12 protein-coding genes are annotated in these 13,488 nt (G+C 54.6%); 4 read left to right on the top strand and 8 right to left on the bottom strand.

Translation table 11 applies throughout. From position 1 onward, the window contains the following. Positions 1-64 precede the first annotated feature (64 nt). The 4 genes from PSSD_RS18385 to xseB form a co-directional block, all read right to left on the bottom strand. Positions 65-1,039 carry an aldo/keto reductase gene (locus PSSD_RS18385; RefSeq protein WP_058973207.1) on the bottom strand — a complete coding sequence of 325 codons (975 nt, stop codon included), beginning with the start codon at positions 1,037-1,039 and terminating at the stop codon, positions 65-67. Positions 1,040-1,101: 62 nt separating this feature from the next. Beyond that, on the bottom strand, positions 1,102-2,967 hold the full coding sequence (dxs, locus tag PSSD_RS18380; protein ID WP_058973206.1) for a 1-deoxy-D-xylulose-5-phosphate synthase: 1,866 nt from the start codon (positions 2,965-2,967) through the stop codon (positions 1,102-1,104). Positions 2,968-2,986: 19 nt separating this feature from the next. Then, complete coding sequence (ispA, locus tag PSSD_RS18375) at positions 2,987-3,886, bottom strand: (2E,6E)-farnesyl diphosphate synthase (RefSeq protein ID WP_058973205.1); 900 nt, start codon at positions 3,884-3,886, stop codon at positions 2,987-2,989. After that, positions 3,886-4,128 (bottom strand): exodeoxyribonuclease VII small subunit, encoded by a 243-nt coding sequence (xseB, locus tag PSSD_RS18370; RefSeq protein WP_039330029.1) that lies wholly within the window; start codon positions 4,126-4,128, stop codon positions 3,886-3,888. Before xseB ends, ispA begins: the two co-directional genes overlap by 1 nt. A 235-nt stretch (positions 4,129-4,363) precedes the next feature. On the opposite strand from xseB, the gene thiI reads away from it, so the two are divergent. Continuing rightward, on the top strand, positions 4,364-5,812 hold the full coding sequence (thiI, locus tag PSSD_RS18365) for a tRNA uracil 4-sulfurtransferase ThiI (protein WP_058973204.1): 1,449 nt from the start codon (positions 4,364-4,366) through the stop codon (positions 5,810-5,812). A 151-nt stretch (positions 5,813-5,963) separates the two neighbouring features. On the opposite strand, the gene yajL is transcribed toward thiI, so the two are convergent. Continuing rightward, on the bottom strand, positions 5,964-6,575 hold the full coding sequence (yajL, locus tag PSSD_RS18360; protein ID WP_039330031.1) for a protein deglycase YajL: 612 nt from the start codon (positions 6,573-6,575) through the stop codon (positions 5,964-5,966). Next, positions 6,529-7,449 (bottom strand): 2-dehydropantoate 2-reductase, encoded by a 921-nt coding sequence (gene panE / locus PSSD_RS18355; RefSeq protein ID WP_058973203.1) that lies wholly within the window; start codon positions 7,447-7,449, stop codon positions 6,529-6,531. Before panE ends, yajL begins: the two co-directional genes overlap by 47 nt. Positions 7,450-7,574: 125 nt before the next feature. On the opposite strand from panE, the gene PSSD_RS18350 reads away from it, so the two are divergent. Beyond that, positions 7,575-8,066 carry a YajQ family cyclic di-GMP-binding protein gene (locus PSSD_RS18350; RefSeq protein ID WP_039330035.1) on the top strand — a complete coding sequence of 164 codons (492 nt, stop codon included), beginning with the start codon at positions 7,575-7,577 and terminating at the stop codon, positions 8,064-8,066. On the opposite strand, the gene PSSD_RS18345 is transcribed toward PSSD_RS18350, so the two are convergent. Next, entirely contained in the window at positions 8,063-9,835 is a 1,773-nt protein-coding gene (locus PSSD_RS18345; RefSeq protein WP_058973202.1) for a sigma-54-dependent Fis family transcriptional regulator, read from the bottom strand. The genes PSSD_RS18350 and PSSD_RS18345 overlap by 4 nt on opposite strands. 291 nt (positions 9,836-10,126) lie before the next feature. Between PSSD_RS18345 and exaC the strand changes: the two genes are divergently transcribed. Then, positions 10,127-11,647: an acetaldehyde dehydrogenase ExaC gene (gene exaC, locus PSSD_RS18340; protein WP_039330038.1), complete on the top strand. Its 1,521-nt coding sequence runs from the start codon at positions 10,127-10,129 to the stop codon at positions 11,645-11,647. Between the two features lie 36 nt (positions 11,648-11,683). Then, positions 11,684-12,718: an alcohol dehydrogenase AdhP gene (gene adhP, locus PSSD_RS18335; RefSeq protein ID WP_197063315.1), complete on the top strand. Its 1,035-nt coding sequence runs from the start codon at positions 11,684-11,686 to the stop codon at positions 12,716-12,718. 109 nt (positions 12,719-12,827) lie between these two features. On the opposite strand, the gene PSSD_RS18330 is transcribed toward adhP, so the two are convergent. Then, the coding region (locus tag PSSD_RS18330; RefSeq protein WP_153011463.1) for an MFS transporter at positions 12,828-13,488 on the bottom strand (661 nt) is incomplete at its 5' end.

The following is a 13,488-nucleotide window of genomic DNA, read 5'->3' as shown; positions in this document are numbered from 1 at the left end:
AGGTGCGCATAAATGCGCACCCTACGCCGTAGGGTCGCCATAAATGGCGACCTGGTTTTAATTCTTACTCAAATCCCACCACCGGATGCGGTTGATATACCGTTTCCAGCTCAGCGATATCCGTTGAACTCAGCTCAACATCCACCGCCTTCACTAACTCCGCAAACTGCTGCTCACGTGATGCACCAATAATCGGCGCGGTCACCACCGGTTTGTGTAACAGCCATGCCAGCGCCACCTGCGCGCGCGTCACACCTTTATCCGCTGCGATGGTGGCAAGACGCTCGGCAATCGCCGCATCATTCTCCTCGGTGCCGGTGTAGAGCTTCTCCATCACGTTATCCGACACCGATCGCGCCGTGGTTTCACCCCAGGGGCGAGTCAGCTTACCGCGCGCTAATGGGCTCCACGGCAGCACCGCAATGCCTTCACGCTCGCACAGCGGGTGCATTTCGTTCTCTTCTTCGCGCTGAATCAAATTGTATTGATCCTGCATGCTGACAAAACGGGTCCAGCCATGCTGTTTCTGCAGGTCCAGCGCCTGGGCAAACTGCGCAGCATGCATCGACGATGCGCCGATGTAGCGAGCTTTACCCGCTTTCACCACCTCATTCAGGGCTTCCAGCGTCTCTTCAATCGGCGTGTCATAATCCCAGCGGTGGATCTGCAACAGGTCAACGTATTCCATGCCGAGACGGGTCAGGCTGTCATCAATCGATTGCAGGATATTCTGGCGCGACAGGCCCTGAGAGAGGTTGCTGAGTGGGAAATAGACTTTGGTGGCCACCACCACCCGATCGCGTTGGGCAAAGTCTTTCAGCGCACGACCGACAATCTCTTCACTGCTGCCATCGGAATAACTGTTGGCGGTGTCGAAAAAGTTAATCCCCGCATCTAATGCCTGCTTGATCAGGGGACGGCTGCTCTCTTCTGGCAAGGTCCAGGCGTGGTTGCCACGCATCGGATCGCCGTAGGTCATGCAGCCTAAACACAGACGCGAAACCTGTAAGTCGGTTTGGCCTAAACGAATGGTTTTCATTGGAGCTCCTGCTCTTATGCGTTAGGGATCCCCTAAGCATAGCAGCAGGAGCGGGGAGGGGATTACTGTGCCAGCCAGGCGGTGATTTGCTGCTGAATACCGGCGGCATCCAGCTGATAATCCTGGCGAACTTCTTCCTGAGTGCCCTGCGGGATAAATTCGTCCGGCAGACCGAGGTTCAGCACGTGTACACGCAGGCGCTTCGCCATGACGTATTCATTCACGCCGCTACCGGCACCGCCTTTGATTGCCCCTTCTTCCAGCGTCACCAGCGAATCATGGCTGGCCGCCAGTTCCGCAATCAGCGCTTCATCCAGTGGCTTCACAAAACGCATATCCACCAGGGTGGCGTTGAGCGCTTCCGCTGCCGCCTGCGCTTCTGGCAACAGGGTGCCGAAGTTCAGGATCGCCAGTTTTTCGCCACGGCGTTTCACAATCCCTTTACCGAGCGGCAGTGCAGCCAATGGCTCCAGGGTCGCGCCGGTGCCAGTGCCACGCGGGTAGCGCACGGCGCTTGGACCCTCCTGGTAGTGATAACCGGTGTAGAGCATCTGGCGACACTCGTTTTCATCACTTGGCGTCATGATCACCATTTCTGGCACACAGCGCAGGAAAGCGATATCAAATGCGCCCTGATGGGTCTGTCCGTCAGCCCCCACAATACCGCCGCGATCGATAGCAAACAGGACCGGCAGTTTCTGGATGGCGACGTCGTGAATCAGCTGATCGTAGGCACGCTGCAGGAAAGTGGAGTAAATCGCTACCACCGGCTTGTAGCCGCCAATTGCCATACCCGCCGCGAAAGTCACCGCGTGCTGTTCGGCAATCGCCACATCGAAATACTGCTGCGGATAGTCACGGGAATAGCTGACCATGCCTGAGCCTTCGCGCATCGCGGGCGTTACCGCCATCAGGCGCGGATCGTCAGCGGCTATTTCGCTGAGCCAGTTGCCAAAAATTTTGGAATAGCTCGGCAATCCAGGGGCGCTTTTGGGCAGAGAACCACTGGCAGGATCAAATTTCGGTACTGCATGCCAGGCGATCGGATCTTGCTCCGCTGGCGCGTATCCTTTGCCTTTTTTGGTCATGATGTGCAGGAACTGCGGGCCTTTTAAGTCACGCATGTTCTTCAGCGTGCTGACCAGCGTCAGCACATCGTGGCCATCGACCGGGCCAATATAGTTGAAGCCCAGCTCTTCAAATAGCGTGCCCGGCACCACCATCCCTTTCAGATGTTCTTCGGTGCGCTTCACCAGCTCTTTGATCGGTGGCAAACCACCTAATACGCGCTTGCCACCTTCGCGCAGGCGTGAATAGGTTTTGCCCGAGAGGATCTGAGCCAGGCGATTGTTGAGTGCGCCGACGTTCTCAGAGATCGACATCTCGTTATCGTTGAGGATCACCAGCATGTCGGGCTTGATGTCACCCGCGTGGTTCATCGCTTCAAACGCCATGCCGGCAGTAATTGCGCCATCGCCGATGATACAGGCGGTGCGGCGGCCTTTGCCTTCACGCTCAGCAGCAACGGCCATACCCAAACCGGCGCTGATGGAGGTCGACGAGTGGCCGACGCTCAATACGTCATATTCGCTCTCGCCACGCCATGGGAAAGGATGCAGGCCATTTTTCTGACGGATGGTACCGATACGATCGCGGCGTCCGGTCAAGATTTTATGCGGGTAAGCCTGATGGCCAACGTCCCACACCAGATGGTCAAACGGGGTGTTGTAAACATAATGCAGCGCGACGGTTAGTTCGACGACGCCCAGACCCGATGCGAAGTGGCCGGAAGACCGGCTCACGCTGTCCAGCAGATACTGACGCAGTTCGTCACACAGTACCGGAAGTTTTTCTTTCGGTAATAAACGTAATTCCTGAACCGTGCTTGCTAACGCCAGTGTCGGGTATTTTGCAATATCAAAACTCATCAGAGACTCATTATGAAAGTTATTTATCGCGTTCAATTATGAAGCTTGCCAGTGCTTGCAAGGCGATGGTGTTATAGGACTGCTCCGCCAGAATATCCAGCGCGCCAATCGCTTCCTGATAAAGATCCCAAGCCTTACTGCGAGCGTTTTCCAGCCCCATCAGCGCCGGATAGGTACTTTTACCTAATGCCTGATCCGCACCCTGGGTTTTGCCTAACACCGCGGTGTCGCCGACCACATCCAGAATGTCATCCTGCACCTGAAACGCCAGTCCGATGGCGTTGGCGTAGGTATCTAAAATCGGCAGGGCGGCACGGCCACGTTCGCCAGCAGCCAAGGCGCCTAGACGCACTGCTGCGCGAATCAACGCGCCGGTTTTGTGACGATGAATCTGTTCAAGCTGCGCTAAGTTGACGCTTTTGCCTTCTGCAGCCAGATCCAGCGCTTGTCCGCCGCACATCCCCGCGACGCCGCTGGCCTGAGCCAGTTCAGAAATCATGGCAATACGCGCTTCCGCGCTGACGCCCGGCATAGGCTGATCGGCCAGAATCGAAAATGCCAGGGTTTGCAAAGCATCACCGGCGAGAATGGCCGTGTCTTCACCATATTTGATATGGCAGGTTGGCTGCCCGCGGCGTAACGCATCGTCATCCATCGCCGGCAGATCGTCATGAATCAGAGAATAGGCATGAATGCACTCCACGGCAGCAGCCGGTGCATCCAGACTGGCCGAATCGGCCTTCAGCATCTCACCCGTGGCATACACCAAAAAGGGGCGCAAACGCTTACCGCCTAATAGTGCCCCATATTGCATGGCCTGCACCAGAGGAGAACTCTGAAAAGGAAGTGGATCTATTAAGCGCGTCAATGCCAGATTGACGCGCTCATGGTACGCGTTCAGTAATTTAGCGAAATCCATTACTCATTTTCCGGCGTGAAAGGTGCCAGCGCGGCATCTTTGTCATCACTGAGCAGGATCTGTACGCGCTGCTCAGCCTGTTGCAGGGTTTGCTGACCAGTACGAGCCAGTTGCACGCCGCGTTCGAATTCGTTTAGCGCCTCTTCAAGCGGTAATTCACCACTCTCCAGACGGCTAACAATCTGTTCCAGTTGCTGTAATGCGCTTTCAAAACTGGCTGGCGCTTCGGCTTTTTTCGGCATAATCAGTGTCGACTCACAGGTTAGGAATCATCTTGCAATCGGTCATGGTAGCCGACGAGGATTAATTAGCAAATTAATGAATGTGATGACGGTTGCTTGAAGCAGTCGCATCACAATGGTGGTATACTTTTGCACCTCGGATGCGGGTGCTTTTGCTTAACCCGTAATTATATGATCTTAACAGCTAAGTGCCGATGCTTTTAGCACTTATTTGCCCAAACGAACCAGTGTCCTCATGAAGTTTATCATCAAGCTCTTCCCAGAAATCACCATCAAAAGTCAGTCGGTGCGTCTGCGTTTTATCAAGATTTTGACCGGCAACATCCGTAACACGCTGCGTACGGTCGACGAAGAGATCGCCGTGGTGCGCCACTGGGATCACATCGAAGTCCGCGCGAAGAAGGAATCCTTGCGCGAAGTGGTTATTGATGAGCTGACGCGTATTCCCGGTATTCATCATGTGTTGGCGGTGGAAGATCAGCCTTATACCGACATGCACGATATCTTTGAGCAGACGCTGGCGCTCAATCGCGAACGTCTTGAGGGCAAGAGCTTCTGTGTGCGTGTTAAGCGCCGCGGCAAACACAGCTTCAGCTCAATTGATGTGGAGCGTTACGTTGGTGGTGGTCTTAATCAGCATATTGAAACGGCCCGCGTGCAGCTTAATCACCCTGACGTGACGGTGAATCTGGAGATTGAAGACGACCGTCTGCTGCTGATTACTGGACGTTATGCCGGGCTGGGTGGTTTCCCTATTGGCACTCAAGAAGATGTGCTGTCGCTGATCTCCGGTGGCTTCGATTCTGGTGTGTCCAGCTATATGCTGATGCGTCGTGGTTGCCGCGTGCATTACTGCTTCTTTAACCTTGGCGGTGCCGCACATGAAATTGGCGTCCGTCAGGTGGCACACTATTTGTGGCAGCGTTTTGGCCGCTCACATCGCGTGCGCTTTGTGGCGATCAATTTTGAGCCGGTGGTCGGTGAGATTCTGGAAAAAGTCGATGACGGCCAGATGGGCGTGGTGCTGAAACGTATGATGGTACGTGCGGCCTCGATGGTTGCAGAGCGTTACGGCGTGCAGGCACTGGTGACCGGTGAAGCGCTAGGCCAGGTGTCGAGCCAGACGCTGACCAACCTGCGTCTTATTGATAACGCCTCTGATACCCTGATTCTGCGCCCGCTGATTTCGCACGATAAAGAGCACATTATCGATCTGGCGCGGAAAATCGGTACCGAAGATTTTGCCAAAACCATGCCGGAATATTGTGGTGTGATTTCTAAAAGCCCAACGGTGAAAGCGGTGAAGGCAAAGATCGAAACGGAAGAACAGAACTTCGATTTTGAGATCCTCAATCGCATGGTACAGGAAGCCACCAACGTCGATATCCGTGAGATTGCCGAAAAGGCCCAGGAAGAAGTGGTTGAAGTGGAGACTGTGGCTTCATTCACGGTCAACGATGTGGTGCTGGATATCCGCTCGGTGGATGAGCAGGAGGCCTCGCCCTTGCAGGTAGAGGGCGTGGACGTGAAATCACTGCCGTTCTACAAGCTGAGTACCCAGTTTGGCGATTTGGATCAGGCGAAAACCTGGCTGCTGTATTGCGATCGTGGCGTGATGAGCCGTTTACAGGCGCTGTATCTGCATGAGCAGGGCTTTAAAAATGTGAAGGTTTATCGCCCGTAATTCCGGTGCGCATAAATGCGCACCCTACAGACACGTGCTGAACCTATGATGGGTCGCTATTAATGACGACTTTTCCAGGTGCGCATAGCGTAATGCGCACCTTTCAGAAACGTGCTGAGCTTATGTAGGGTCGCCATTTATGGCGACTTTTTTATTCACGCTCTTCAAATTCCTGATAATTATAAATCCCTGCCGCCAGCACCAGCTGTGACGCCACATCACGCGCTTTCTCTTTATCCACCAACAAATCAATCAGTTTTAGCGCAAAATCCATCGAAGTGCCCGGCCCCTGGCTGGTTAACAGGTTGACGCGCGGGTCCCAGGCCACGCGGCGATCCATCCAGTGTTTATCGGGGATGGTGTCACGCAATCCGGGAAAACCCGTCATGTTTCCTACCGGAAACAGGTCGTGTGGAATAAGCACTGTGCCCGGTGCAGCGCAGATAGCCGCAACAATTTTTCCAGCGAGGTGAAATTGACGTACCGTTTCCACCAGCAGTGGGCTGTCACGAAATGTCTCCGCGCCTTTCAGGCCGCCTGGCAAGACGATGGCGTCATAATCGTTATCGGCCACTTCGACCAAAGGCGCATCCGCCAGCAGGCGCACACCGCGTGAGCAAACAATCTCGCACGTGCCGTCGCTCTCTACGCTGGCAGTGGTGACGCTGATACCGCCGCGTACCAGCAGATCGAGGGTGGTAACGGCTTCGATCTCTTCACTGCCATGTGCCAGGCAAACCAGAACCGATGCGTTCGCGCTCATATTGGGACTCCTTGCGTTTAATCAGGTCGTACAAACGGGTGTTCTCCGGCAGGGCAATCCCCTGCGCGCGGGCGCGGCGCAGCAGGTAGCCGGTGATGTAATCAATTTCGGTCAGACGCTGCGCGCGCACGTCCTGCAACATCGAGGAGGTATTGCCCGCGGTGCTGTCAATGACGTCATAAATGATGTCGCGCAGGTTATCGACCGCGATGTGCTGGCCCTCGCGCTCCATCACCCAGGCGATCTCTTCACACAGCGTGGCAATCTGCTCTGGCCAGGCGCGCAGAGCACCATTCTGGCAATCATGCTCAACGGTGAGCGGATTGATCACGCAATTCACCGCCAGTTTGCGCCAGCTGGCGGAAGCAATGTTGTCATGCCAGGCCACGTCAGGCAGCGCCTGATGCAGGATATCAGCGAGATCGCTCAGTGAGGCGCTTTCGCGACTGGTGGGGCCGATATGAGTTATACCGTATGCCACATGTTTGATTACCGTGCCATCGCGCATTGCGGCGTGGGTGGTAATCCCCCGCAACAGGGGCTGTGGCAGCTCTTTGAGTTCTTCCAGCGTGCCCATACCGTTATGCAGTAATAGAATCGGCGCATGTGCCGGCAACACACTTTGCAGGTTCTTCACCGCCGGAGAAACCTGCGGCGCTTTCAGTGTCACCAGCAGCAGCTGACTTTCAGCAAGAAACAGCGGATCGTTGGCAATGAACGTGTGATTGCTGGCGTTGCCTTGGGGATCGATCACGTTTACCGAGCAGTAGGGTTGCGGCACGCGCAACCAGCCCTGAACCTCATGTCCCTGGCGTGCGAGAGCGGCGAGCCAAATCTGACCCAGGGCGCCGCAACCCAACACGGTAATTTTCATTTTGCCTCCCGCTGAGGGGTTCTCAATTTCACGACATCGTTAAGTATAGCTTTCCGCGTATCGTGTTTAATTAGCGCCATAAGACGCGTATTATGCATGTCACTTTAGTATCAGGAGAAGAAAAGATGCCATCTTTCGATATCGTTTCCGAAGTCGAACTGCCGGAAGTGCGTAATGCGGTGGAGAATGCCAACCGTGAGATCTCAACCCGTTTCGATTTCCGCAACGTGAGCGCTTCCATTGAGCTCAACGAAAAGAATGAGTCCATCAAAATCACCAGCGAATCTGATTTTCAGGTTAAACAGCTGGTGGATATTTTGCGCGAGAAGCTGCTGAAACGCGGTATTGAAGGCGCAGCGATTGAAGTGCCAGAAGAGATCATTCACAGCGGTAAAAGCTGGAGCGTGGAAGCCAAGCTGAAAAAAGGTATCGAAAGCGATATCGCTAAAAAGCTGGTCAAGCTGATCAAAGACAGCAAGTTGAAGGTGCAGACGCAAATTCAGGGTGAAGAACTGCGCGTGACCGGAAAATCACGTGATGACCTGCAAGGTGCCATGGCGCTGGTGCGCGGCGGCAACCTCGGTCAGCCATTCCAGTTCAAAAACTTCCGCGATTAATCGCGTTTGTCGCGTGCCGCACGACGATAGAGCGTGCTGCGCGCGACGCCTAATGCTTCTGCTGTTTTACTGATATTGCCGTTGAAGCGCTGCAGCGTTTCGCTAATCAAGCGTTCATCATGGCTTTGACGATCTTCGATGGGCATTATTGCTGCCCGGCGGTATTCGGCCGGTAAATGCACATCCGTTACCTCTTCGCCTTCATCGGCTAACGCCAACAGCACGCGCAACAAACTGCGCAGCTGACGTACATTTCCCGGCCAGGGCAACTGCGCCAGCGATTCCAGTAAGGCGGGGGAAAGTTGAATATCACGTTCAGCACCGCCCAGTTCAATCCACAACCGACTGATAAAGCCCTGAACGTCTGGCCAGGCTCGCAGCGGTGGGATGGTCATGGAAAATTCCTGCAGGCGGTACAACAGATCCTCGCGGAATTCGCCTTCAGCCACTCGCTGCGCTAAATCACGGTGCGTGGCGCAAATCACGGCAAAGTTCACCGGCCAACTGCGACTGGACCCGAGTGGCGCCACTTCTTTCTCCTGCAGCACGCGCAGCAGACGGGTTTGCAACGACAGCGGCATATCGCCGATCTCATCCAGGAACAGCACGCCGCCATCGGCCTCGCGGATTTTACCGATGTAGCCATTTTTGCTGGCGCCGGTAAAGGCACCGGGCTGATAACCAAACAGCTCCGACTCGATTAACGCTTCGGGGATGGCCGCACAGTTGATCGCGACAAATTTACCGTCACGCCAGCGGCTTTGCTGGTGCAGCGCACGGCTCACATACTCTTTGCCGCTGCCGGTTTCTCCGTGAATACAGAGTGAAACACCCGCATTCATCAGGCGCACCATTTTTTCGCCATCACGGCGTAATGAGAAGGGCAGATCGACGGCGGGTTCACTCGGTGTCGCAAAGTGCTGGCGATGGGGCGCGCGCAGGCGGAAATAATAGTGTTGCTGGGCATAATCGATCGGCAGCGGGATGCTATTGGCCTGCTGTTCTAGCTGCGGAAACAGTTGTTGAAACGTTAGCGTACCCAGTTGCTCGGCGCTCAGTGCCAACTCCCGCATCGCAATGCGGTTGGCGGCCGTCAGCACGTTATCGGAAAACACCAGCAGCAACTCATCGCTGGTATCAATGCCCTGTGGTTCGACATGCAGGCTCATCAGCCACTGTTGTGGATGCAGGCTCTGCTTAACCCACAAATATTCGATCTGCTTCGCGGCGGCCTGCACCCACTGGAAGGTTTGCGGGTGAGGGAAGTGCGCTGGGCCAGAAATGTCCAAAACGCCCGCAATCTGTCCATTGGGCATCTGCAGCGGCATCGCTGCGCAATACAGGTCTTGATTGAGGGTAAGGAAGTGCTGATGACCGTCGATCTCACAGCCATCATTAATTGCGAGTGCAGTGCCAATGGCGTTGGTGCCGCGTCCACATTCACTCCACAGATTGCCTGGCGCCAGGGCAAAGCGTTGCGCTTTCTCCATCGATTGCATATCGCCAAAAGTATTCAGCACCAGCCCGGCCGCATCAGAGAGGATCAATACTGACTGTTTCTCGGCCAGTTTCTGCGCCAGTTGTTTGATCACCGGCTGCGCGAACTGTTGTAAGCCAGCATTACTGGCAAGCACATCGGCCAGTTCGCCCTGGCGAACGCGCGGAAAATCATCGGCGGTGCGGTCGAGACCATACAGCTGGCTACGGAACCAGGAGTCGCTCAAGAGCGGATTGGTATGAACGGCAGACGCGGCTGAATTTCCCTGCATTGGTAACCTCATGCCTAAGCGAAAGTGTTGCGACATTGTAGCGGTTCGGTTTCTGTGGTGTTGCGATACGCAACACAGATGAGGATTTTAACTGTCAGAACCCGCGCGATTAAAAGGGCTATTGGTTTTATAACGCGATGATAGATATAACGATTTTTTAAATTTTCGCAAGCTGAAAAAAACTGGCACGTCCGCTGCAATAGTCATCACGGCAGCGGGCTGTTCAATCTGTTGACCCACAGGTTGCCGCTGCCAGCTTATAAGACCTGACCCTACATGAAGGAGTTTGCGATGCGTTATGCACATCCCGGTACGCCCGGCGCTTTGGTGACCTTCAAAGCGACCTACGGTAATTTTATTGCGGGCAAATTCACAGAGCCTCTCAGCGGCCAGTATTTCACTAACACCTCGCCAGTTGATGGCAGCGATATTGCGAAATTTCCGCGTTCGGATGCACGCGATATCGATTTAGCACTGGACGCTGCTCATCAGGCCGCTGACGCCTGGGGAAAAACCAGCGTACAACATCGTGCCAACCTGCTGTTGAAGGTGGCCGACTGCATTGAAGCCAATCTCGAAATGCTCTCCGTCGCGGAAAGTTGGGATAACGGAAAACCGATTCGAGAAACCCTGAATGCGGATTTACCGCTGGCGGTGGATCACTTCCGCTATTTTGCAGGCTGCCTGCGTGCACAGGAAGGCAGTACCGCAGAGATTGATGAAACCACCGTGGCTTATCATTTCCACGAGCCACTGGGCGTGGTGGGCCAAATCATTCCCTGGAACTTCCCGCTGTTGATGGCCGCCTGGAAACTGGCACCGGCGCTGGCGGCAGGCAACTGCGTGGTGCTAAAGCCTGCAGAGCAAACGCCGCTGGCGATCACCTTGTTGATGGAGTTAATTGGCGATCTGTTCCCGGCGGGCGTACTGAACGTGGTGCAAGGTTTTGGCCGCGAAGCCGGTGAAGCACTGGCAACCAGCAAACGTATTGCCAAGATCGCCTTCACCGGTTCAACGCCTGTCGGGCGCCATATCATGGCTTGCGCGGCGGAGAACATCATTCCCTGCACGGTAGAGTTGGGCGGCAAATCACCCAATATTTACTTTGCCGACGTGATGGACGGTGAATCGGACTTTATCGAAAAAGCCGTGGAAGGGTTGGTGTTGGGCTTCTTCAATCAGGGCGAAGTCTGTACCTGTCCGTCCCGTGCCTTGATCCATGAATCCATCTATGAGCCGTTTATGGCACGCGTGATGGACAAAGTCGCCAACATTCGCCGCGGCGATCCGCTGGATACCGACACCATGATCGGTGCGCAGGCCTCACGTCAGCAATTCGACAAAATACTGTCATATATCAACATTGCCCGTGACGAAGGCGGGCAAATTCTAACAGGAGGCGATCGCGCCAGCGTCGCCGCAGAGCTGGATAACGGATTTTATATTCAGCCAACCCTGATCAAAGGCACTAACCAGATGCGTTGTTTCCAGGAAGAGATTTTTGGACCGGTGATTGGTATCACCACCTTTAAAGACGAAGCGGAAGCTTTGGCGATTGCCAATGAAACCCAGTTTGGTCTTGGTGCAGGTGTGTGGACCAGAGACACCAATCTGGCGTACCGCATGGGGCGTGGTATCAAAGCGGGTCGCGTCTGGACCAACTGCTATCACATCTATCCTGCACACGCGGCATTCGGTGGCTATAAGCAATCGGGCGTGGGACGCGAGACCCACAAAATGGCGCTGAGCGCCTATCAACAAACCAAAAATCTGCTGGTCAGCTATGGCACTGCGCCTTTGGGCTTGTTCTAAGTCCGCATCCGATCAAATGGAGAGAGAACGATGAATATGCAAATCAAAACCACCATGAAAGCTGCTGTCGTCAAAGCCTTCGGCGAGCCGTTAGTGATTGAACAAGTGCCGGTTCCACAAGTCGGGCCGGGCCAGATTTTGGTGAAAATCGCTGCTACCGGCGTGTGCCATACCGACCTGCATGCTGCAGAGGGTGACTGGCCCATCAAGCCCAACCCACCTTTCATTCCGGGCCACGAAGGTGTCGGCCAGGTGGTGGCGCTGGGTGAGGGCGTGAAACATCTTAAACTGGGCGATCGCGTCGGCGTGCCATGGCTGTATTCAGCTTGTGGTCACTGTGAGCACTGTCTCGATAGTTGGGAAACGCTGTGTTTATCGCAGCAGAACGCGGGTTATTCAGTGAACGGCAGCTTCGCGGAATACTGCCTGGCGGATGCTAACTACGTTGGCATTATCCCGGAAAATATCGATTACAACGAAATCGCGCCCATTCTCTGCGCCGGTGTGACGGTTTACAAAGGCCTGAAAATGACCGACACCAAACCGGGTGATTGGGTAGTGGTATCGGGCATCGGTGGCTTAGGGCATATGGCGGTGCAGTACGCGGTGGCGATGGGGCTGAATGTCGCTGCGGTTGATATCGACGATGAGAAGCTAGCGTTTGCTAAGCGCTTGGGTGCCAGCGTGGTGGCCAATGCGAAGAACGTTGATCCTGCGAAAGTGTTCCAGGAAAGTTTTGGCGGCGCACACGGCGTGCTGGTAACGGCGGTTTCGCCTAAGGCCTTCGAACAAGCGATTGGTACCATGCGTCGCGGCGGGACCATGGTGCTGAATGGTCTGCCACCGGGTAAATTCGACCTGTCGATCTTCGATATGGTGCTGGATGGTATTACAGTGCGTGGTTCAATTGTTGGCACGCGTAAAGATTTGCAGGAAGCGTTGGATTTCGCGGGTCGTCATAAGGTGAAAGCGAACGTCGCGGTCGAACCACTGGTCAATATCAACGATATCTTTGCTCGTATGCACGCTGGCAAGATTGAAGGACGTATTGTGGTGGATATGTCGTTGTAAGGATTGGCATGCTCTGGCATCCCGATGTCGCTATCGTGATGCCATTTAACCGAAGCGGCGCGATTTATCGCGTAATAAATTGCGTCGCTAAGGTTTGTTTTATCTCAAATTAACAGCTGGCGAGCAGCGCTTCGATTTCGACGCGGCTCGTCACTTTACTGTCTATTTTGATGTACGCGCTCTTCTCTTCCGGCACGATAAACACCGAAGAAACCCCCGGTTGTGCTTTCAGACGCTTCTCCAGGTTAGGGACTGCTAACACGTTATCACTTAACACCATACGCAGACTGCTGACATAGGGTGGCTCCTGCATCGACATCGCCACAAACAGCCACGCTGCCGCCACAATTGCACCCACCAGAAATACCGTCTGGGCATCAAAGTGGCCAAAGACCCAGCCGCCCATGCTGCCGCCAATCGCCACACCAATAAACTGGCTGGTGGAGTAAATCCCCATCGCGGTTCCTTTATAGCCTGGCGGTGACTCTTTACTGATCAGAGAGGGCAGAATCGCTTCCATCAGATTAAAGGCAAGGAAGAACAGCTGTACGCCAATCACCAGCGTCCAGAAATGACCCTCTGCACCCCAGAGTACAATTTCCGCGATCAGGATCATGGCAACACAGCCGACAAACACACGTTTCATGCGGCGTTTGACTTCGGCATAAATTATGAAGGGCACCACAGCCACAAACGCCACCAGCATCGTCACCAGATAAATTTTCCAGTGCTCAGAAGCGGGAAGGCCGGCTTGCTCAAACTGACCCGGC

Origin of the sequence: Type-D symbiont of Plautia stali, from assembly GCF_001485335.1 — a bacterium.
In the GTDB taxonomy this organism is placed as follows: Bacteria; Pseudomonadota; Gammaproteobacteria; order Enterobacterales; family Enterobacteriaceae; genus Pantoea; species Pantoea vagans_C.
This window is presented reverse-complemented; position numbering and strand designations above follow the sequence as displayed.